Source organism: Aquitalea sp. S1-19, assembly GCF_024343515.1.
On sequence record NZ_RJTZ01000059.1, the window covers coordinates 1 to 20,540 of the forward strand.

The following is a 20,540-nucleotide window of genomic DNA, read 5'->3' on the forward strand; positions in this document are numbered from 1 at the left end:
CCGCCAGCACTGGCGCGAGCGCATGGAAGGCGACCCCAGCCGCAGCCGCATTTACCGCGATGTCTCGGCCGGTGCCTGGCCAGCCGGCATCGAGTATTACCTGCCGCTATTTTTTGCCGAAACCGCCACCCTGTTCGACTACTTCAGCCAGCCGCCGCTGGCCGTACTGCTGGATGATGTGCAGGCAGAAGCGGAGAACGTCTGGCGCGATATCGAGTCGCGCTACCAGATGGGCCGAAACGATCCCGAGCGCCCCATCCTGCCGCCGGCTGATGTCTTTTTGCGCCCCGACGCGCTAATGGGGCAAATCAAGCAGCTGGCACGCTTTGAAGCCGGCAGCGGCGACATCCCCGCCTTGCCGGTATTGCCCTTGCCGCCGCTGGCGGTCGAACGCCGCGCCGATGCGCCACTACAAAAGCTGGCGGCATTTATCGGCAGCACCGCCTCGCGCGTACTGATTCTGGCCGAGAGTCTGGGCCGGCGCGAAACCCTGTTGCAGTTTCTTGCCGACAATAGCATCAAGCCCCAGCCGTGCGACGACTGGGCCGGCTTTATTGACGGCAAGGCCAGGCTCGCCATTGCCGTGGGCCCCTTATGGGCCGGCTTTGCCCTCACCGAGCCTGCCATTGCCGTTGTCACCGAGTCCGAGCTGTACCAGCATGTCACGCGCAGCCATAGCCGGCGGCGCAAGGCCGGCAGTACCGATGCCATGCTGCGCGATCTGGCCGAAATCAAGATCGGTGACCCGGTGGTACACGAGGCGCACGGCATCGGCCGCTACCAGGGCCTAATCAACCTGGACCTGGGCGTGGGCGAAACCGAGATGATGCAGCTGGAGTACGCCGACGGCGCCATCCTCTATGTACCGGTATCGCAACTGGCGCTGATTTCGCGCTATGCAGGTCAAGCCAGCGACGAAGTGCAGCTGCACAAGCTGGGTAATCCGGCATGGGACAAGGCCAAGCGCAAGGCGGCGGAAAAGGCGCGCGACACCGCAGCCGAACTGTTGAACCTGTACGCGCAACGCGCGGCGCGCGAAGGCCACGCCTTTGCCATGAGCCATCACGATTACGATGCCTTTGCCGCCGGCTTCGGCTTCGAGGAAACGCCGGATCAGGCAGATGCCATCAGCGCGGTCATCGCCGACATGACCTCGGGCAAGCCGATGGACCGCCTGGTGTGCGGCGATGTCGGCTTCGGCAAGACCGAGGTCGCGCTACGCGCCGCCTTTGTCGCGGTACTGGGCGGCAAGCAGGTGGCGGTACTGGTGCCAACCACGCTGCTGGCCGAGCAGCATGCACAAAGCTTTGCCGACCGCTTTGCCGACTGGCCGGTGAAAATCGCCGCACTGTCGCGCTTTAACAGCGCCAAGGAAACCAAGGCTGCGCTGGCTGGGCTGGCCGACGGTTCGGTCGATATCGTGATCGGCACCCATAAGCTGGTACAGCCGGATGTGCAGTTCAAGCGGCTGGGGCTGGTCATCATCGACGAGGAACACCGTTTCGGCGTACGCCAGAAAGAGCAGCTCAAGCGCCTCAGAGCCAACGTCGACGTGCTGACCATGACCGCGACGCCGATTCCGCGCACGCTATCCATGGCGATCGAAGGCTTGCGCGACTTTTCGGTGATCGCCACCGCCCCCAGCCGGCGGCTATCGGTCAAAACCTTCGTCAGCCCGACGCGTAACGCGGTCATACGCGAAGCGGTGCTGCGCGAACTCAAGCGCGGCGGCCAGGTGTTCTTCCTGCACAACGAAGTCGACACCATAGAAAACATGCGCCAGAAACTGGCCGAACTGGTGCCCGAGGCGCGCATCGCCGTCGCCCATGGCCAGCTGGCCGAGCGCGAGCTGGAGCAGGTGATGCGCGACTTTATGCAGCAGCGCAGCAATGTACTACTGTGCTCGACCATTATCGAAACCGGCATCGACATCCCCAACGCCAACACCATCCTGATCAACCGCGCCGACCGCTTCGGCCTCGCGCAATTGCACCAGTTGCGCGGCCGCGTCGGACGCAGCCACCATCAGGCCTATGCCTACCTGCTCACCCCGGACGGCATGACGCGCGACGCACAAAAACGCCTCGAAGCAATCCAGCTCTCCGGCGAGCTGGGCGCCGGCTTTTATCTGGCCATGCACGACCTGGAAATCCGCGGTGCCGGTGAAGTGCTGGGCGAGGGCCAGTCGGGCGAGATGCAGGAAGTGGGTTTTGGTCTCTTTACCGAGATGCTCAAGCAGGCGGTACGCGACCTGAAAAAAGGGCGTGAGCCGGATCTGGATGCACCGCTGGGCGTGACCACCGAGATCAACCTGTACAGCCCGGCACTGCTACCCGATGCCTATTGCCCGGGCGTGCACGAGCGGCTGGTCATCTATAAGCGTCTGGCCAGTTGCGAGAGCAGCGAAGAAATCGACGCCATCTACGAAGAGCTGATCGACCGCTTTGGTCTGCCGCCACAAGCGGTCAAAACACTGATCGAAAGCCATCTGTTGCGCCTGCTGGCTCGCCCGCTGGGCATCGCCAAGCTGGAAGCCAGCGACAGCGTCATCCAGCTGGCTTTCGTCAAGAAGCCCGATATCGACCCGATGAAAATCATCGCACTGATGCAAAGCGGCAAAGGCTACAAGATGGCAGGGCCGGACAAGCTGCGGGTGGAAGTGAAGCTGGACGAGGTGCCGGCACGCGTGATTAAAGTCAAAGAAATACTGAAAGCACTGCAATGAAACACAAGGGATTAGGCGGTCTGGTTTACTCCACCGAACACGGCACCATGTGCCCGCAATGCGGCCAGCCGCAAGCAGCCTGCATCTGCAAGGCGCAACTACCCAAGGGCGACGGCGTGGTACGGGTACGCCGCGAAGTAAGACGCGGCAAGGAAGTCACCGCCATTAGCGGCGTGCCGCTAATGGCCGACGAGCTGGCCGCCTTTGCCAAACGCCTGCGCACGCTCTGCGGCGCCGGCGGCACGGTCAAGGACGGGGTGATTGAAATTCAGGGCGGGCATATAGACAAAGTCTTGCCGCAACTGACGGCGCAAGGCTGGGTAGTGAAAAAGGCTGGAGGATAAGTGCCTGATGCCTGCTCTCGACTCAGGTAAAGCCAAGAGCAGGAAAAAATGACACTCAGGCCAGCGCCTCTCTGTCCACGCCATGGTGGCGTAAACGGCGGCGCAGGTGTTCCAGGCCCTCGATCTGGATCTGGCGCACGCGCTCACGGGTCAGGCCCAGTTCGAGGGCCAAGTCTTCCAGCGTCCTCACCTCCTGCCCGGCCAGGCCGTAACGCCGCTCAACCACGAAGCGCATCTTGGCCGGCAGCTCGCTCATCCAGCCTTCGACATAGCGGTTGACCTGCTTCAGGTGCAATTGCAACTCGGGCACATCCTGCGACTCGTCGGGAATGGCATCGCCCAGGCTGAGTGCAGGGTCATCGCTCAAGGGGGAATCCAGCGACAACATGCGCTCGTTCAGATTCATCATCTCGCGCACCATCGCCTCGTCCGCCCCCGCCTCGTCCGCGATCTGACGATGTGTCGGCTCATAGCCCAGACGGGCTTCCAGCTTGCGCTGAATGCGCAAATAACTATTGAGCTGCTTGACGATATGCACCGGCAGACGCACGGTGCGCGACTGGTTGATAATGGCGCGCTCGATATTTTGCCGCACCCACCAGGTGGCATAAGTAGAAAAACGGAAGCCGCGCTCGGGGTCGAATTTGTCCAGCGCGTGCATCAGCCCCATATTGCCTTCCTCTATCAGGTCGAGAAACGGCAGACCGCGGTTGGTATAACGCTTGGCGATATTGACGACCAGACGCAGATTGCGCGAGATCATCTCCTGGCGGGCATCAAAATCGCCGGCGACCACGCGCCGGGACAAGGCCAGTTCTTCTGCCGGTTTGAGCAGGGCTTTTTGCCCTATTGTGTTGAGATAGACTTGGATGATGTCGGTCACCTCCTCGCGCTCGGACTCGACGGCAGCCACATCACCGTGTTCTTCTTCAGAAGCATCCAGTTCCAGCAACTCCAGTTCGTCGTCCATATTCCCTCCTCAACGGTTTACCCGTCACCAACTGGTGACATTCGCACCCGGCAAAGACAAATCTATTTATACAGCACGCATAAACCATTACAAGTTAATTGTTGATGACAAGTGACACAACTGAACCCATCAAACTGATAAGCGACACCATCCCCCCTTATCTACGTCTTTAGAACTAGTTCGCCTAGTCCTCACGAACTAGCCGGATAGCCGGCTTAGACCAGTATTGATGCAAATCAAACTTGGCTAATTTGATAGATGGTATTTACTCCCTATTGAAAATCCTAAGTCCAAGCCTCGATATGCAAGCACTGAGCCGTGCCGATCTGCTACGCGGCAACTGGGGCCGCCGTCGCCAGGCGCAGCTCTATCCGCCAGGTGCGCTGCCTGACACCCAACTGGAAAACCGCTGCACCCGCTGCGGCGACTGCGCGCGCGCCTGCCCCGAAGGGATTATCACGGCCGGCCAAGGCGGTTTTCCGGTACTGGACATGAAGCGCGGCGGCTGCAGTTTTTGCGGCCAGTGCCAAGCGGCCTGCCCAAGCGGCGCCCTGAGCCGGCAAGCGGCCCATAGCCTGCCGTGGCAGGCGCTCATCGCTAAAAATTGCCTCGCCGCACAACAGATCGAATGCCGGGTGTGCGGTGAAAGCTGCGATGCGGATGCCATCCGCTTCGAGCTGGCCATAGGCCAGGCACCACGCCCGCTGCTAGCACTTGAAGCCTGCACCGGTTGCGGCGAATGCGTCCGCGCCTGCCCGGCCGCCGCCATCACGCTCGCCCCCACTCCCCATAAGGACAAACAGCCATGAATGTTTCCGGCGTTGCCGTGCGCTGCACTCCAGAAAAACGCCATGCGGTATGTGCCGCCTTCGAAGCCATGGACGGCGTGGAAATCCATGCCGCCACCGACGATGGTCGTGTGGTCGTAGTCATCGACAAGGACAACACGCGCGAGGCGGCCGATGCCTATGTCGCGCTGCACGACGTCGATGGCGTACTCAATGTGTCTCTCGTTTACGCCTACGCGGACGAGGGCGATATCCCCAGCTTGTTTAATCAGGAAAAATCACAATGACCCTAAATCGACGCGATTTCATCAAGGCCAATGCCGCAACAGCGGCGGCAACCGCCATCGCGGTACAGATGCCGATGCTGGCGGGTAGCGCCCAGGCGGCCGCTGCTGGCGACATCAAGTGGGACAAGGCTGCCTGCCGTTTTTGCGGCACCGGCTGCTCGGTGCTGGTCGGGGTCAAGGGCGGCCGCGTGGTGGCCACCCAGGGTGACCCGGATGCGCCGGTCAACCGTGGCCTGAACTGTATCAAGGGTTATTTCCTGTCCAAGATCATGTACGGCCAGGACCGGCTGCAAAAACCGCTACTACGCATGACGAACGGCAAATACGACAAGAACGGCAAGTTCACGCCGATCTCGTGGAAGCAGGCCTTCGACATCATGGAGCTGAAGTACAAGGAAGCGCTGAAAACGCAGGGGCCGGACTCCATCGCCATGTTCGGCTCGGGCCAATGGACGATCTGGGAAGGCTATGTCGCATCCAAGTTCATGAAGGCCGGTCTGCGCAGCAACAACCTCGACCCTAACGCGCGCCACTGCATGGCCTCGGCCGTGGTCGGTTTCATGCGCACCTTCAATATGGACGAGCCTATGGGCTGCTACGACGACATCGAAAAAGCCGATGCCTTCGTACTGTGGGGCTCGAATATGGCCGAGATGCACCCGATCTTGTGGAGCCGCATCACCGACCGTCGCCTGTCCAGCAAGAACAGCGAAGTGCATGTGCTGTCGACTTACCAGCACCGCAGCTTCGAGCTGGCCGACAACAAGATGGTGTTCGCGCCGCAAAGCGATCTGGCCATTCTCAACTACATCGCCAACCACATCATCAGTAGCGGCCGCGTCAATCAGGACTTCATCAACAAGCACGTCGCTTTCATGAAGGGCGACACCGATATCGGTTACGGCCTGCGCCCGACCCATCCGCTGGAGAAAAAGGCCAAGAACGCCAACTCCGGCAAGATGTCGCCTATCGATTTTGCCGCCTACAAGAAGTTCGTATCCAGCTACACGCTGGAGTACACCGCCAAAATTTCCGGCGTGCCGGCTGCCAATCTGAAAAAGCTGGCCGAAACCTATGCCGACCCGAAAAAGAAGGTGGTCAGCTTCTGGACCATGGGCTTTAACCAGCACACCCGCGGCACCTGGGCCAACAATCTGGTCTACAACATCCACCTGTTGACCGGAAAAATCTCGCAGCCCGGCTGCGGCCCGTTCTCGCTCACCGGCCAGCCTTCGGCCTGCGGCACCGCGCGCGAAGTGGGCACCTTCGCCCACCGCCTGCCGGCCGATATGGTGGTCACCAACCCCGAGCACCGCAAGACTGCAGAGAACATCTGGAAACTGCCGGACGGCACCATTCCGGCCAAAGTCGGCCTGCACGCGGTCGCGATGGCGCGCGCGCTAAAAGACAGCAAGATCAAGGTCTACTGGCAGCAGTGCAACAACAATATGCAGGCCGGCCCCAATATCAATGAAGAGTTGTACCCAGGCTGGCGCAACCCGAACGCCTTCGTCATCGTGTCCGACCCCTATCCGACCGCCTCGACCCAGGCGGCCGACCTGATCCTGCCGACGGCGATGTGGGTGGAGAAGGAAGGCGCTTACGGCAATGCCGAGCGCCGCACCCAGTTCTGGCGCCAGCAGGTGGCGGCACCGGGCGAAGCCAAGAGCGATATGTGGCAGATCATGGAGTTCTCCAAGCGCTTCAAGATGGAGGAAGTGTGGCCGGCGGCCTTGCTGGCCAAGAAGCCGGAGTACCGTGGCAAGACCCTGTACGACGTGCTGTACGGCCAGCCGCATATCAAGCGCTTTACCCTGGCCGAAGTCGAGAAGGTCAACGGCAAGGGCTATATGAACGACGAGTCGAAACACTTCGGCTTTTACGTGCAAAAAGGCCTGTTCGAGGACTACGCGGCTTTCGGTCGCGGCCATGCGCATGACCTTGCCCCGTTTGACACCTACCACAAGGCGCGCGGCCTGCGCTGGCCGGTGGTGGGCGGCAAGGAAACGCTGTGGCGCTACCGTGAAGGCTTCGACCCGTATGTGAAAAAGGGCGAGAACTTCAGCTTCTACGGCTACAAGGACAAGAAGGCACGCATCATCGCGCTGCCGTACGAGCCGGCGGCGGAAAGCCCGGACAAGGACTTCGATCTGTGGCTGTGTACCGGCCGCGTGCTGGAGCACTGGCATACCGGCACCATGACGCGGCGCGTGCCCGAGCTGTACCGCGCGGTACCGGATGCCCAGCTGTTCATGCACCCGGACGACGCGGCACGGCGCGGCATCAAGCGTGGCCAGCAGGTGAAGATCCAGTCGCGCCGCGGCGAGATCCAGCTCTCGGTGGAAACCCGCGGCCGCAACAAGCCGCCCAAGGGTCTGGTGTTCGTGCCTTTCTTCGATGAAGGCCGCCTGATCAACAAGCTGACACTGGACGCGACTTGCCCGCTCTCGAAAGAGACCGACTACAAGAAATGCGCCGTGCGCGTGGTCAAGCTCTGATGAGCAAGCAGGCCAAACCGGTCAGCGGCAAGCTCGCCAACCCTGTGCGCCGGCTGTTCATGTCCGGCTCGCTGGGCGTGGCCTGCGCCGCCGGCATGGTGGGCGCAGGTCTGGCCAGCTATGGCACGCAGGTGCAAAGCGCCCCGGCCGATGCCCTGCGTCCGCCCGGCGCCTTGCCCGAGGCCGATTTTTTATCGGCCTGCGTGCGCTGCGGCCTGTGCGTGCGCGATTGTCCGTACGACACGCTCAAGCTGGCGCCGCTGGGTGCAGGCCTGGGCGTGGGCACGCCCTACTTCAAGGCACGCCACATCCCCTGCGAGATGTGCAGCGACATTCCATGCCTGCAGCACTGCCCGACCGGCGCGCTCGACCCTCGGCTTAGCGACATCAATCAGGCGCGCATGGGCCTGGCCGTGCTGCTGGACCAGGAGACTTGCCTCAACTTTCTTGGCCTGCGCTGTGACGTCTGTTACCGCGTCTGCCCGGCGATAGACGAGGCGATCACGCTGGAAAAGCAGCGCAACCCGCGCTCGGACCGCCACGGCATGCTGCTGCCTACCGTGCATTCGGCGCACTGCACCGGCTGCGGCAAGTGCGAGCACGCCTGCGTTCTGGAAGAGGCGGCGATCAAGGTGCTGCCACTGGCGCAAGCCAAGGGCAAGCTGGGCGCGCACTACCGCTTGGGCTGGGAGCAAAAGGCCGGCAACCACGGCCAATCGCTGTTGGGCGAGGATATGGTCGAACTGCCGGTGCGCGGACTGGAGACCAGCGCCGGGTCGACCTGGACGCCGCCGCCACTGGATGGGGAGTGGAAACCATGAAGCGAAGCTTTTTGCTGCGGGAACGCTTTTTGATCCTGCGTCGCCTCAGCCAGGCCGCCATCCTGTTGCTGTTTGCCTTCTCGGGCAGCCTGTCCGGCTATCTGGGCGGGCTGTGGCTGCTCAAGGGCAACCTCAGTGCCAGCCTGGTGGCCGACACCGTGCCGCTGAATGACCCGTTCGTGCTGGCCCAGTCGCTGGCGGCCGGCCATTTGCCCGAACTGACCGCCGTGATCGGCGCCGCCATCGTCATCGCCTTCTATCTGCTAGCCGGCGGTCGCAGCTTCTGCGCCTGGGTGTGTCCGGTCAATGCCGTCACCGACAGCGCCTTGTGGCTGAGACGCCGTGCCGGCATCAAGGGCGGGCATGCGCCGGCCAAAAGCCTGCGCCTGTGGCTATTGGGCTCGGTGCTGCTGTTTAGCGCCATCAGCGGCTCCTTGCTGTGGGAGCTGGTCAATCCGGTCTCGCTATTGCAGCGCGAGCTGATTTTCGGCACCGGTCTGTCGCTGGTGCTGGTGGCCGCCATCTTCGTCTACGACCTGACCATCGCCCAGCGCGGCTGGTGCGGCCATATCTGCCCGATGGGTGCCGCCTACGGCCTGCTGGGCAAGGGCGCGCTGCTGCGCATACGCGCCGACAAGCGCGCGGCCTGCGACGACTGCATGGACTGCTTCAAGGTCTGCCCCGAACCCCAGGTACTCAAGCCCGTCCTCAAAGGCGAAGGCACATCCATTATCCGAAGCGGCGCCTGCAGCAACTGCGGTCGCTGCATCGACGTCTGCGAGCAGCAGGTGTTCCGCTTCGGCCACCGTTTTGAAATCAGGAGTCAGAAACCGTGAATAAACTCTCCCGTCTGGCGTTAATCGCCGCGCTTTGTGCCCTGCTGTTCCCTGCCGGTTTTGCCGCCCACGCAGCCCCGGCCGATGCGCCACTGGAAGCCCGTGCCGAACTGGGCAATAGCAAGGCCGATATGTACAAGCCGATCAAGGACACCAAGCGCATCGTGCGTGACTATGTGCAGCAGCCGCCGCTGGTGCCGCACGATGTCAGCCGCTACGAGATCAGCAAGAACTTCAACAAGTGCATGGACTGCCACTCGTCCAGCCGTTACGTGGAAATGAACACCACGCGCGTGCCGGTCACCCACTTCAAGAGCCGTTCCGGCCAGGAACTATCCAATCTGTCGCCAGCGCGCTACTTCTGCACCCAGTGCCATGTCCCTCAGGTCGATGCCAAGCCGCTGGTTGGCAACACCTTCAAGAAATAAGCCCGGAGAACACCATGAGTGAAGTCAAACCCAAGCTGCACCAGCGCGCATGGCAGTGGTTCAAGAAAACCGGCCCGTGGACGGTGCTCGGCCTGTTCGTGGCCGGCATTATTTTCTGGGGCGGTTTCAATACCGTGATGGAAGCGACCAACCAGGAGTCCTTCTGCATTTCCTGCCACGAGATGAAGAACAATGTCTACGAGGAATACAAGGAAACCATCCATTACAACAACCGCTCGGGCGTGCGCGCCACCTGCCCGGATTGCCATGTGCCCAAGGACTTCGTCCACAAGATGATACGCAAGGCACAGGCGTCCAAAGAGGTGTGGGGCAAGCTCACCGGCTCCATCGATACGCCGGAGAAGTTCGAAGCCAACCGCCTGCGTCTGGCCCAGAACGAGTGGGCGCGGATGAAGGCGTCCGACTCGCGCGAATGCCGCAACTGCCACAATTTCGAGTTTATGGACACCAGCGTGCAAGGCACGCGCTCGGCGCTCAAGCATGAAGAAGCGCAAGCCGCCGGCCAGACCTGCATCGACTGCCATAAGGGCATCGCCCACCGCATGCCACCGGTCGATCAGGGCATAGGCCAGCAGAACGAAGGTGGCGCACAGATCCACGCAGACAACGCAGAGTAAGAATCCAGCCGGACTGCCCGTCCGGCCGGTTTTTCTCTTTAAATGCAAGCATATAGCTATTTTCTAATGTAAAATCCTCCCCTTTTTTTGGTGCCCGTTTACGCATGTTTGAAACCATAGATCTTGGCTGCCGCAAAGGCCGGCGCACGCTTTTTTCCGGACTGGGCTTTAGCCTGGGCGCCGGCGAAGTGCTGCACCTTGCCGGCAGCAATGGTTGCGGCAAGACCAGCTTGCTGCGCCAGATCGCCGGTTTCGCGCCCTTGCAAAGCGGGCAACTGCGCTGGCAAGGCCAGGCGGTCGATGCGCGCAGCCACGCCTGGCGCGCCCGCCTCGCCTGGTGCACGCACCAGCCGGCACTCAAGGACGCCTTAAGCGTGGGCGAAAATATCCGCACCAGCTTGCGTCTGGCCGGTGTGCAACTGGACGACGACGCCATACGGGAGACGCTTGCGCAGTGGCAGGTGGCCGAGCAATGGCCGCTGGCCGCGCGCCTATTGTCGCAAGGCCAGCGCCGGCGTCTGGCACTGGCCAGCCTCACCCTGCTGGCTCGTCCGCTCTGGCTGCTGGACGAGCCCTTCAACGCGCTGGATGACACCGCCTGCCGCCGGCTATGGCAGGCCATACACCGCCATGCGGCAGCGGGCGGGCGTGTACTGTTCACCCATCACGCGGCCGTCACCGGCGTGCGGGTGCTGGCGCTGGAGGACTTCGCCTGATGAGTCTGGCGCTGGTTTTATTCAAACGCGAATGCGCGCTGGTGCTGCGCAAGCCTGGCGACGCGCTGTCCGCGCTGTTTTTCTTTGTGCTGTGCGCCACCTTGTTCGCGCTGTCGATCAATCCAGAACCGCAACTATTGCGGGCGCTGGGGCCGGGGGCGTTATGGGTGTGCGCCCTGCTCTCTTCGCTGATCGTGGTGGGCGAGCTGTTCGAAGGTGACTGGCGCGATGGCACGCTGGAGCAGTTGCTGCTCAGCCCCCTGCCTCTGCCGGCGATGGTCGCGGCCAAGGCTTTGGCACGCTGGCTGGGCTCGGCCTTGCCGCTGGTGCTGGTATCGCCGCTTCTGGGCCTGCAGTTCGAGCTGTCCGGCAGCGCGCTGCTACTGCTGCCGCTGACACTACTGCTTGGCACGCTGGCGCTGGTCTTTGTCGGCAGCATAGGCGCCGCACTGACGCTGGGCCTGCGTAGCGGCAGCATGCTGCTGTCGCTGCTGTTGCTGCCCTTGTATATCCCGGTGCTGATTTTCGGCGCGCTGGCGGTGGCCGGCGCACAAAGCGGCAGCGGCTTTGAGGCCGAACTGTCCATCCTCGCGGCGCTTTGCCTGCTATCGGTGTTTTTTGCCCCGTTTGCCAGTGCCGCCTGTCTTGAACTTGCCTGCGAATAGCACACACCATGAAGATCAACTGGTTCTATTTCTCCTCGCCGCCCCGCTTTTACGCGCTGGCCGGCCGTCTGTCGCCGCTGTTTTTTGCGCTGGCGCTGCTACTGACCACGCTTGGCCTGTATCTGGGCTTTTTCGTCGCACCGACCGACTTCCAGCAAGGCGAGGGCTACCGCATTATTTTCGTGCATGTACCGGTGTCGTGGATGTCGATGTTCATCTATCTGGTGATCGCCTTCTGGAGCGCGATGGGCCTGGTGATGAAGACCCGCATCTCCATGGTGATGGCCCAGGCACTGGTGCCCACCGGCGCACTGTTTACCTTTTTGTCGCTGTGGACCGGGGCGCTGTGGGGCAAGCCGATGTGGGGCGCCTGGTGGGTGTGGGATGCACGGCTGACTTCGGAGCTGATTCTCTTATTCCTGTATCTGGCACTGATGGCACTGCGTGCCGCCATTGACGACGAGCGCCGCGCCGACCGTGCCTGTGCGCTGTTTGCGCTGGTCGGCGTGGTCAATGTGCCGGTGATCTATTTCTCGGTCAAATGGTGGAACACCCTGCATCAGGGGGCATCGGTCAGCCTGACGCGCGCCCCGTCCATGGCTTCTACCATGCTCGCAGGCATGCTGGTGATGGCGCTGGCCGCCTGGGCCTACACCATCGCCACCTCGCTCAAGCGTGCGCGCACTTTGCTGCTGGAGCGTGAAGGCGACAGCGAATGGGCCAGACGACAGCTCGCGGGAGACGCACGATGAACTGGGACAGCGTTTCCGCCTTTTTGCATATGGGTGGCTACGGCCTGTATGTCTGGGGCTCGTTCGGCGTGACCTTGCTGCTGCTGGCACTGGAAACGGCTTTGCTGTCGCGCCGTGCGCGGCGCGTGGCAGATGAAATCCGCCAGCAGACAAAAGCGGCACGACCCGCGCTCAAGCCCCGCCACACAGGACAAGACTGATGCATCCACAAAGAAAAAAACGCCTGCTGCTGGTCGTGGCGGCTCTCGCCATCATCGGCATCGCCAGCGCGCTGATCCTCAATGCCTTTCGCAGCAATCTGGTGTTTTTCCATACCCCGACCGAGGTGGCAACCAAGCAAGTCGCCACCGATCGCACCTTGCGCATCGGCGGCCTGGTAGTGCCTGGCAGCATCGAGCGCAGCGCCGGCGGCTTGCAGGTCAGCTTTGCCGTAAGCGATAAGGTGCATAGTGTGCCGGTGCGCTATCAGGGCATCCTGCCCGACCTTTTTAACGAGGGCAAAGGCACGGTGGTGCAAGGCGTGCTGGGGGCAGATGGTGTATTCCAGGCCTCGCAAGTGCTGGCCAAGCATGACGAAAACTATATGCCGCCCGAGGCCGCCGATGCGCTCGAACGCGCAGGCCAGACGGTGGAGCAGCCATGATGGCCATGCTGCCCGAACTGGGCCTGTTTAGTCTGATTGCCGCCGTCGTGCTGTCGCTCTTGTCCGGCGCCCTGCTGTTTACGGCTGCGGCGCTCAACGACAGCCGGCTGATGGCGGCGGCACGCCCGCTGGCGTTCGCGCTCAGCACTCTGGTGCTGCTGTCGTTTGCCTGCCTGACTGCGCTGTTTTTGCTCAACGATTTTTCGGTCGGCTATGTCGCCCAGCATTCCAGTACCCTGCTGCCCACGGTCTACCGCGTGGCTGCGGTCTGGGGCGGGCATGAAGGCTCGCTGCTGCTGTGGCTGCTCTTGCTCTGCCTGTGGACGCTGGCGGTGGCGCTGTCTTCGCGCGCGCTGGACCCGGCACTGCTCGCCCGCGTAATCGCGGTGATGAGCTGGATTGCCGGCAGCTTCGGCCTGTTTCTGCTGCTGACTTCCAGCCCGTTTACCCGGCTGGATATTCCGGCGCTGGAAGGGCGCGAACTGAACCCCATGCTGCAGGACCCGGGGCTGGTGATCCACCCGCCCCTGCTTTATATGGGCTATGTCGGTTTCTCGGTCGCCTTTGCCATGGCTATAGGCGGGCTGATGTCCGGCCGCATCGATGCGGCCTGGGCACGCTGGTCGCGGCCGTGGACCACCTTTGCCTGGGTCAACCTGACGCTGGGCATCGCCATCGGCAGCCTGTGGGCCTATTACGAGCTGGGCTGGGGCGGCTGGTGGTTCTGGGATCCGGTGGAAAACGCGTCCTTTATGCCGTGGCTGGCCGGCACCGCGCTGATGCACTCGCTGGCCGCCACCGACAAGCGCGGCGTGTTCAAAAGCTGGACCGTGCTTCTGGCCATCCTCACTTTTTCGCTATCGCTGCTGGGCACTTTTCTGGTGCGCTCGGGCGTATTGTCCTCGGTCCACGCCTTCGCATCCGACCCGTCACGCGGCCTGTTCATTCTGGTACTGACGGCGCTGGTGGTTGGCGCCTCGCTTTTGCTGTTTGCCCTCAAGGCGCCGGCACTGCAAAGCCATGCCCGCTTCGAGCCGTTGTCACGCGAGTCGCTGCTACTAGCCAATAATGTGCTGCTATGCGTAGCCACCGGCTCGGTGCTGCTGGGCACGCTCTACCCCTTGATTATCGACGCGCTGGATCTGGGCAAACTCTCGGTCGGCCCGCCCTACTTCAATGCGGTATTCGTGCCGCTGATGCTGCCGCTGCTGTTCGTGCTGGGCGTGGGGCCGGTGACGCGCTGGAAGGCGCATGCACTGGCCGAAATCACCCGGCGTCTGGGCTGGGTGCTGCTCGTCTCGTGCTTGCTGGCCGTGCTGTGGGTCTGGGGCGTGGGCAAAGTGTCGGCCCTAGCCGTCATCGGTGTGGCGCTGGCGCTATGGATTACGCTGTCGGCCTTGCTTGATCTGGCAAGCCGTCTGCGCAAAGGCCAGCGCCCTGCGCTTGCCGTCTGGGGCATGCATCTGGCGCATATCGGCGTCGCTATCGCCGTGATCGGCATCACCCTGACCTCGGGCTACGAGAGCGAACGCGATGTAGCGCTAGCCCCGGGCGAACACGCCACGCTGGCCGGCTACCGCTTTACCCTGCTAAGGGCGGGTCCGCTAGAAGGCCCGAATTATCTGGGCGAGCAAGCCAGCATCGCTGTCAGCCGCAATGGCAAGGCGGTGGCCACGCTCAAGCCGGAAAAGCGCGTTTACCTGTCCATGCCCGGCATGCCGATGACCGAAGCGGCCATCCACGACGGCCTGCTCGCCCATGTTTATGTGGCACTGGCCGACAAGATAGGCGACACGGCCTGGGGCATACGCCTCTATCACAAGCCCTTTGTCGGCTGGATCTGGTATGGCGGCCTCTTGATGGCAGTGGGCGGACTGATCGCGGTGGCAGACCGGCGCTATCGTCCGGGCAAAAGGAAAGCACAATGAAAAAACAATGGATATGGGCCCTGCCGCTGGCGGTGTTTGTGGTGATGGTCGGATTTTTTGCCGCCAGTCTGGACAAAGACCCGCGCGAACTGCCCTCGCAGCGGCTGGACAAGCCGGCCCCCGCCTTCACCCTGCCCCTGCTGGAGAATCCGCAGGCCAGCTTTTCGCCGGCGCAGATGCACGGCCAAGTGTGGCTGCTTAATGTGTGGGCATCCTGGTGTGCTGCCTGCCGTAGCGAACATGCGCTGATCGGCCAGCTAGCCAAGCAGTTGCCTGTTGTCGGCCTGAACCAGCAGGATGAGGCCGGTGCCGCCCGTGCATGGCTCGCCGAACTGGGCAACCCGTATCTGGCCACCCCGACCGATGACGATGGCCGGGTCAGCATCGATTACGGCGTCTACGGCGTGCCCGAGACTTTCGTCATCGACAAGCAGGGCGTGATCCGTTACCGCCATCTGGGCCCGGTGACCGAGCAGAGCATCAACGACGTCCTGCTGCCACTGATACGGAAGCTGCAGGCATGAAGCGCACCCGCCATACCCTGCTCTGGCTGCAGACCCTGGTCGCCATGCTGTTGCTGGTCTGCACCACGCTGGCACTCGCCGCAACACCGGCGCTCAGCCCGGACGAGGCTGCTGTTGATGCACGCCTGAAGGCCATTTCGCGCGAACTGCGTTGCCTGGTGTGCCAGAACGAAACGCTGGCCGACTCCAATGCCAAGCTGGCGCAAAACCTCAGGCGCGAAGTGCGCAAGCTGATCGCCGACGGCCATAGCGACAGCGAAGTCATCAGCTTCCTCACCGAGCGCTATGGCGATTTCGTGCGCTACCGCCCGCCATTCAAGCCGCTGACCTGGCTGCTGTGGCTGGGACCGTTTGTCCTCTTGGGCTGCGGTGCACTGATGCTCAGGCATATTGTGCAGCGGCAAAAACAGCAAGATGCCCCGCCGCCGGATGCCGCGACCGCCGCGCGCATCAACGCCCTGCTGGCCCAACAGAACAAGGACACCCTGGCATGACTGCCTTTTTGCTTGCCGTACTGGGCTTAAGCCTGCTTATCGCGCTGGCCTTTGTCTGGCCTTTATGGCGCCCGCCCAAACACTGCGGCGCCGATCTGCGCCCCGTACAGGATGATGACTGGCTGATGCTGGAACAGCAGCGCGCCAATGGTGAACTGAATGAGGCTCAAGCTGCGGCGCTGCGCCAGGATCTGGCCCGACGCGTGGCCGAAGAAGAAAAAGCCGCCCCGGCTCTGGCGTCGGCCGCATCCGGCCACCTCGCACCTGTCTTGCTGGGCACGGCACTATGCCTGACCCTGACGCTATCGGCGGCGACCTATGCCTATCTGGGGCGCTTCGATATGGTGAACGGCGTGCAGCCGGAAAGCCCGATGCAGGCCGATGATATGGTGCACAAGCTGGCGGCGCGACTGGCGGCCAATCCGGATGACAAGGCCGGCTGGGCCATGCTGGCGCACAGTTACTATGTGCTGGGCGACTACGATGCGGCAGTGGACGCCTTTGCCCGCATCGAACCCTCGCTGGATGAGGAACCCAATTTGCTGGCCGAATACGGCATGGCGCTGGTGATGGCACCGGCGGGCAAGCAGCCGCATCCGCCACTAGCCATTTTGCAGCGCGCCATCGCCCATAACCCGGACGACAGTGCCTTGCATGTGTTTATTGCGCAAACCCTGATGGAAGCCAAAGACACGGCGCGTGCGCTTGCGCATCTGGACCAGGCACGCCAACTGGAAACGGGCGATCCCGAACGGCTGCGCTTTATCGACATGATGAGCGAGGCTGCGCGCGAGCAGGCCGCACATAGCAATAACAAGGTCCGGCCATGAATCCCCCCAGACTGATAGACGGTTTCGGGCGCAGCATCGACTATCTGCGCGTCTCCGTCACCGACCGCTGCGACTTGCGCTGCACTTACTGCCTGCCCGAAGGCTTCAAGGGCTTCGAAGAGCCAGAGCACTGGCTCAGCCACGCAGAAATGGCGCGCTTGGTGCGGCTGTTTGTCGGGCTGGGCGTAGCCAAAGTCAGACTGACCGGCGGCGAACCGTTGCTGCGCCGCGGCCTGAGCACCTTGGTCAAAGAGATTGCCGCCATCGCGAACTTGCGTGATTTGTCGCTGTCCACCAATGCCACCCAGCTGACACGTCACGCGGCCGCGCTGAAACAGGCAGGCGTGCAGCGCCTGAATGTCAGCCTGGACACGCTGAGCAAGGCCTGTTTTGCCAGCATCACCGGACGCGACAAGCTGGATCAGGTGCTGGCAGGCCTGACCGCCGCCCGCGCAGCTGGCTTTGCCCCGATCAAGCTCAATATGGTGGTGCAGGCCGGGGTGAATGACCGCGACGTCGACACCATGGTGCATTACGCGCTGGAAAACGGCTTTGTGCTGCGTCTGATCGAGACCATGCCCATAGGCGCGACCGGTCAGGCGGCTGCCTATCTGGACCTAAGCGCACTGGGCGAGCGCGTGGCGGCCGAATTTGGCCTGAGCCCAGAAAGCAATAGCGGCAACCGCGCACCGGCGCGCTACTGGCGCGACGCCGCTGGTCAGCTGAGCTTCGGCGTGATTACGCCGGTCTCGCAGCATTTTTGCGAGGCGTGCAACCGCGTGCGTCTGGGCGTGGATGGCACGCTCTATCTGTGCCTGGGTCAGAACGACAAGCTGGAACTGGGGCGCATGCTGCGTGCGGGTGCCGATGATGCGACACTTAGCGCCGCCATTATTGATGCCATCGCCCGCAAGCCCGAACGCCACCACTTTAACGAAACGCCGGATCAGGTCGTGCGCTTTATGTCGCAAACCGGCGGCTAACAAGGAAATATATGCTGTATCCGCGTCAATGGAATCTGCTCTTTATCGCCTGGCTGATCGCGCTCGCATCCACGCTGGGCGCGCTGTTTTTCAGCGAAATCGTCGGCATCGAACCTTGCGTGCTGTGCTGGTATCAGCGCATCGCCATGTTCCCGCTGGTATTGATTCTGGGCCAGGGTCTGGCCAAACCGGATGCTGCAGCCATCCGCTATGCGCTGCCGCTGGGCATCATCGGCGCTCTGGCTGCCTTCTATCACAACCTGCTCTACGCCGGCGTGATCCCGCAGGATCTGCAACCCTGCGGCCAGGGCAGCACGTCCTGCGCCCAGATCGACCTGCAGCTGTTCGGCTTTATCACCCTGCCGCTGTTATCGCTGCTGGCCTTTGCCGCCATCAACACCTTATTGTTTATTGCCTCGAAAGCACCACGAAATGAAAAATAAATCCATCCTGCTGGCCAGCGTACTGCTGGCACTGCTTGCCTTCTTTGGCGCTGCCCGCTTTTACCAGTCGCAGCAAGCCGAAAACATGGCGGCCCTGGGCAGCGTCAACAACGAACAGCTAGTACGCGCCCATGCGCCGGTACTCGGCCCCGAAGACGCCAAGGTCACCATCGTCGAATTTACCGATCCGGCCTGCGAGACCTGCGCTGCGTTTTCGCCGCTGGTCAAAGGCATGGTCGAACAGTATCCGGGGCAGGTGAAAGTGGTGATCCGCTACGCCGCCCTGCACCACGGCGCCGACCAGATCGTGCGCATGCTGGAAGCGGCCCGCCTGCAAAAGCCTTACTGGCCGCTGCTGGAAACCCTGTATCAGAACCAGGCTTACTGGGCTCAAAACCATCAGGCCGACGCCAACAAGGTGGCCGCCATCTTCATGCATGAGGGGGTGGACATGACACGTCTGGCGCAGGATATGAATTCGCCGGCCATCACCGCCATCGTGCAGCAGGACGAGGCCGACCGTCAGGCGCTGAAAGTCGACATGACGCCGGGGCTGTTCGTCAACGGCAAGCCGCTGACCGAATTCGGCGTCGGCCAGTTCAAGGCACTGGTGGCCGGTGAAGTGGCGCGCAGCTACGGCCAGCAGTAAACATCACGACGGCCGTGACGAAAGCCTGTCGCGGCCGTCAACTCCACCCTATTCCCTGCCCGTTTGCCACAGAGTATGGCTTAGCACTCAATACACGCCTTGGCATACGAGGCGCGTTCGATTTCCAGCACCTCTACACACAGTTGCACCTCGACACCATCAGGCCAGCACTGCTGCTGCAACACCTGCAGCAAGCAGGCGGACAAGGCCTGCCGGGTAGCGGGTGAGCGCCCATCAAGAATGGACAATCTGGCGTGCACGAATGCGCGCGGCGCTAGCGAAACACCGATCAGAAAGGCATCCATCCTCTGTGCCCGGCTCTTGATGTCGCGCTCTTCAAACTGGCCACAGGCCAGCAGTGCCTGATTCATCGCCAACAGCAGCGCGCCGGTATCCAGTGCCGACAAATTGTCCGAATATTCGATATTCAGGTGGGGCATAACGACTCCTTTAACACAAAAACGATCAGCTTTTTACCGGCACCGGCATCCGCATTGCCGCCTGCGGCTTTTTCTGGCTGACCAGCACCCCACCGAACACCAGCGCACATGCCAGCCACTGTGACAGGTTCAGCATTTCGCCCAGAATCAGCCAGGCCAGCGCCACCGAAAACACCGGAATCAGGTTGATAAAGGAAGCCGCGCGCGCCACATCGACCTTGCTCACCGCCCAGGTATACAGACCATAGCCGCCCAGCGTGATGCAGGCCCCCAGATACACCACCCATACACTAGGCCAGAGCGGCAGCGTATCCGGCCACTGCCCCCACGGCGTCAGCATGCCGATGCCGAACCATAGCGAGCCCATCAGCGCCTGCACCCCGGTCAGCAGCAGCGCCGAATAGCGCGGTGACAGCTTCTTGGCGATCAGCATATAGCCGGCACCACACACCATGGCCAGAAACTCCAGCGCATTACCAAGCAAGGGATTGGGCGCGTCGGCACTGCTGCTGGCGCCCACCGTCAGCCACACCACGCCGGCAAACGACACCACCATGCCGGCCCACACCTGACGGCCATGGCGCTCGGCCAGAAACAGCATGGCACCGGCCGTCACCAGAATCGGCAGCGTGGCGGTGATCACCGCTGCCTGCGAGGCACTGGTCAGCATCAAAGCCTTAGCTTCGAATAAAAAGTACAGACAAGGCTCGGCCAGTCCCAGCCCCAGCAGCCATTTCCAGTCACCCGCCTGATAGCGCCAGCGCTTGCCGGCACGCAAGATCAGCGGCAGCACGCATAGCGACGCGATCACCATGCGCGCAAAAAGCACGAATACCGGGTCGAACACGGCAAAGACATACTTGAGGGCAATAAAGGAACTGGCCCATAACAGCATGGCCAGTGTCAGGGCAAGATAGGGCAGCATGGCAGGCAGGCTTCACAAAATTTTAAACAGCATTATCTACCCTTAATGCATATTTAAACAAGCTAACACCACGCCCCATAAAAAAAACGAGCCTGAGGCTCGTTTTTCATCATGCAACAGCAAACGTGCTTAACGCAGGATCTGCACCGACTTCACATCGACTTCCACCCCGCTGATTTCCTTGTCCACCTTGCCGCTCAGGCGCACGCGGGT

General features: G+C 62.1%; 24 protein-coding genes. 21 read left to right on the forward strand and 3 right to left on the reverse strand.

Features of this window, described 5'->3' with window-relative positions; translation table 11 throughout:
- On the forward strand, positions 1 to 2,725 hold a 2,725-nt coding region (gene mfd / locus EGI20_RS10270), incomplete at its 5' end, for a transcription-repair coupling factor (protein WP_498631372.1).
- On the forward strand, positions 2,722 to 3,069 hold the full coding sequence (locus tag EGI20_RS10275; protein WP_498631373.1) for a translation initiation factor Sui1: 348 nt from the start codon (positions 2,722 to 2,724) through the stop codon (positions 3,067 to 3,069). The genes mfd and EGI20_RS10275, both read left to right, overlap by 4 nt.
- Before the next feature lie 55 nt (positions 3,070 to 3,124).
- Here EGI20_RS10275 and rpoS read toward each other — a convergent pair whose 3' ends face one another.
- A complete protein-coding gene (gene rpoS / locus EGI20_RS10280) occupies positions 3,125 to 4,039 on the reverse strand; it encodes an RNA polymerase sigma factor RpoS (RefSeq protein WP_124735668.1) in 915 nt (304 codons plus the stop codon).
- Between the two features lie 302 nt (positions 4,040 to 4,341).
- Between rpoS and napF the strand changes: the two genes are divergently transcribed.
- The 19 genes from napF (at position 4,342) to EGI20_RS10375 (ending at position 18,962) form a co-directional block, all read left to right on the forward strand.
- The gene (napF, locus tag EGI20_RS10285) at positions 4,342 to 4,848 is read left to right on the forward strand and encodes a ferredoxin-type protein NapF (RefSeq protein WP_498631374.1); all 507 of its coding nucleotides are present in this window, start codon (positions 4,342 to 4,344) and stop codon (positions 4,846 to 4,848) included.
- Positions 4,845 to 5,114, forward strand: coding sequence for a chaperone NapD (locus EGI20_RS10290; protein WP_124735670.1), 270 nt, complete (start codon positions 4,845 to 4,847; stop codon positions 5,112 to 5,114). Before napF ends, EGI20_RS10290 begins: the two co-directional genes overlap by 4 nt.
- A complete protein-coding gene (napA, locus tag EGI20_RS10295) occupies positions 5,111 to 7,612 on the forward strand; it encodes a nitrate reductase catalytic subunit NapA (RefSeq protein WP_498631375.1) in 2,502 nt (833 codons plus the stop codon). Before EGI20_RS10290 ends, napA begins: the two co-directional genes overlap by 4 nt.
- Positions 7,612 to 8,433, forward strand: a complete 822-nt coding sequence (gene napG / locus EGI20_RS10300; protein WP_498631376.1) for a ferredoxin-type protein NapG — start codon at positions 7,612 to 7,614, stop codon at positions 8,431 to 8,433. Before napA ends, napG begins: the two co-directional genes overlap by 1 nt.
- The gene (gene napH, locus EGI20_RS10305) at positions 8,430 to 9,269 is read left to right on the forward strand and encodes a quinol dehydrogenase ferredoxin subunit NapH (RefSeq protein ID WP_498631377.1); all 840 of its coding nucleotides are present in this window, start codon (positions 8,430 to 8,432) and stop codon (positions 9,267 to 9,269) included. The genes napG and napH overlap by 4 nt, the downstream gene beginning before the upstream one ends.
- The gene (locus EGI20_RS10310) at positions 9,266 to 9,697 is read left to right on the forward strand and encodes a nitrate reductase cytochrome c-type subunit (protein ID WP_498631378.1); all 432 of its coding nucleotides are present in this window, start codon (positions 9,266 to 9,268) and stop codon (positions 9,695 to 9,697) included. Before napH ends, EGI20_RS10310 begins: the two co-directional genes overlap by 4 nt.
- Positions 9,698 to 9,711: 14 nt before the next feature.
- Entirely contained in the window at positions 9,712 to 10,335 is a 624-nt protein-coding gene (locus tag EGI20_RS10315) for a NapC/NirT family cytochrome c (protein ID WP_498631379.1), read from the forward strand.
- 104 nt (positions 10,336 to 10,439) lie between these two features.
- Positions 10,440 to 11,051, forward strand: coding sequence for a heme ABC exporter ATP-binding protein CcmA (gene ccmA, locus EGI20_RS10320; protein ID WP_498631380.1), 612 nt, complete (start codon positions 10,440 to 10,442; stop codon positions 11,049 to 11,051).
- Positions 11,051 to 11,716 carry a heme exporter protein CcmB gene (ccmB, locus tag EGI20_RS10325; protein WP_498631381.1) on the forward strand — a complete coding sequence of 222 codons (666 nt, stop codon included), beginning with the start codon at positions 11,051 to 11,053 and terminating at the stop codon, positions 11,714 to 11,716. Before ccmA ends, ccmB begins: the two co-directional genes overlap by 1 nt.
- An 8-nt stretch (positions 11,717 to 11,724) precedes the next feature.
- Positions 11,725 to 12,468, forward strand: a complete 744-nt coding sequence (gene ccmC, locus EGI20_RS10330; RefSeq protein WP_498631382.1) for a heme ABC transporter permease CcmC — start codon at positions 11,725 to 11,727, stop codon at positions 12,466 to 12,468.
- Positions 12,465 to 12,668 (forward strand): heme exporter protein CcmD, encoded by a 204-nt coding sequence (gene ccmD, locus EGI20_RS10335; RefSeq protein ID WP_498631383.1) that lies wholly within the window; start codon positions 12,465 to 12,467, stop codon positions 12,666 to 12,668. The genes ccmC and ccmD overlap by 4 nt, the downstream gene beginning before the upstream one ends.
- Complete coding sequence (gene ccmE / locus EGI20_RS10340; RefSeq protein WP_498631384.1) at positions 12,668 to 13,111, forward strand: cytochrome c maturation protein CcmE; 444 nt, start codon at positions 12,668 to 12,670, stop codon at positions 13,109 to 13,111. The genes ccmD and ccmE overlap by 1 nt, the downstream gene beginning before the upstream one ends.
- Positions 13,108 to 15,039 carry a heme lyase CcmF/NrfE family subunit gene (locus EGI20_RS10345; protein WP_498631385.1) on the forward strand — a complete coding sequence of 644 codons (1,932 nt, stop codon included), beginning with the start codon at positions 13,108 to 13,110 and terminating at the stop codon, positions 15,037 to 15,039. Before ccmE ends, EGI20_RS10345 begins: the two co-directional genes overlap by 4 nt.
- A complete protein-coding gene (locus EGI20_RS10350; RefSeq protein WP_498631386.1) occupies positions 15,036 to 15,563 on the forward strand; it encodes a DsbE family thiol:disulfide interchange protein in 528 nt (175 codons plus the stop codon). Before EGI20_RS10345 ends, EGI20_RS10350 begins: the two co-directional genes overlap by 4 nt.
- Positions 15,560 to 16,057, forward strand: a complete 498-nt coding sequence (locus EGI20_RS10355; protein WP_498631387.1) for a cytochrome c-type biogenesis protein — start codon at positions 15,560 to 15,562, stop codon at positions 16,055 to 16,057. The genes EGI20_RS10350 and EGI20_RS10355 overlap by 4 nt, the downstream gene beginning before the upstream one ends.
- Complete coding sequence (gene ccmI, locus EGI20_RS10360; RefSeq protein ID WP_498631388.1) at positions 16,054 to 16,887, forward strand: c-type cytochrome biogenesis protein CcmI; 834 nt, start codon at positions 16,054 to 16,056, stop codon at positions 16,885 to 16,887. Before EGI20_RS10355 ends, ccmI begins: the two co-directional genes overlap by 4 nt.
- Entirely contained in the window at positions 16,884 to 17,870 is a 987-nt protein-coding gene (gene moaA, locus EGI20_RS10365; RefSeq protein WP_498631389.1) for a GTP 3',8-cyclase MoaA, read from the forward strand. The genes ccmI and moaA overlap by 4 nt, the downstream gene beginning before the upstream one ends.
- A gap of 11 nt (positions 17,871 to 17,881) precedes the next feature.
- Positions 17,882 to 18,313 carry a disulfide bond formation protein B gene (locus EGI20_RS10370; protein ID WP_498631390.1) on the forward strand — a complete coding sequence of 144 codons (432 nt, stop codon included), beginning with the start codon at positions 17,882 to 17,884 and terminating at the stop codon, positions 18,311 to 18,313.
- Positions 18,303 to 18,962: a DsbA family protein gene (locus tag EGI20_RS10375; protein ID WP_498631391.1), complete on the forward strand. Its 660-nt coding sequence runs from the start codon at positions 18,303 to 18,305 to the stop codon at positions 18,960 to 18,962. The genes EGI20_RS10370 and EGI20_RS10375 overlap by 11 nt, the downstream gene beginning before the upstream one ends.
- A gap of 80 nt (positions 18,963 to 19,042) precedes the next feature.
- On the opposite strand, the gene EGI20_RS10380 is transcribed toward EGI20_RS10375, so the two are convergent.
- Together EGI20_RS10380 and EGI20_RS10385 are read right to left on the reverse strand one after the other, a co-directional pair.
- Complete coding sequence (locus EGI20_RS10380; RefSeq protein ID WP_498631392.1) at positions 19,043 to 19,402, reverse strand: 5-carboxymethyl-2-hydroxymuconate Delta-isomerase; 360 nt, start codon at positions 19,400 to 19,402, stop codon at positions 19,043 to 19,045.
- Positions 19,403 to 19,427: 25 nt separating this feature from the next.
- Entirely contained in the window at positions 19,428 to 20,327 is a 900-nt protein-coding gene (locus tag EGI20_RS10385; protein ID WP_498631393.1) for a DMT family transporter, read from the reverse strand.
- Between the last annotated feature and the right edge of the window lie 213 nt (positions 20,328 to 20,540).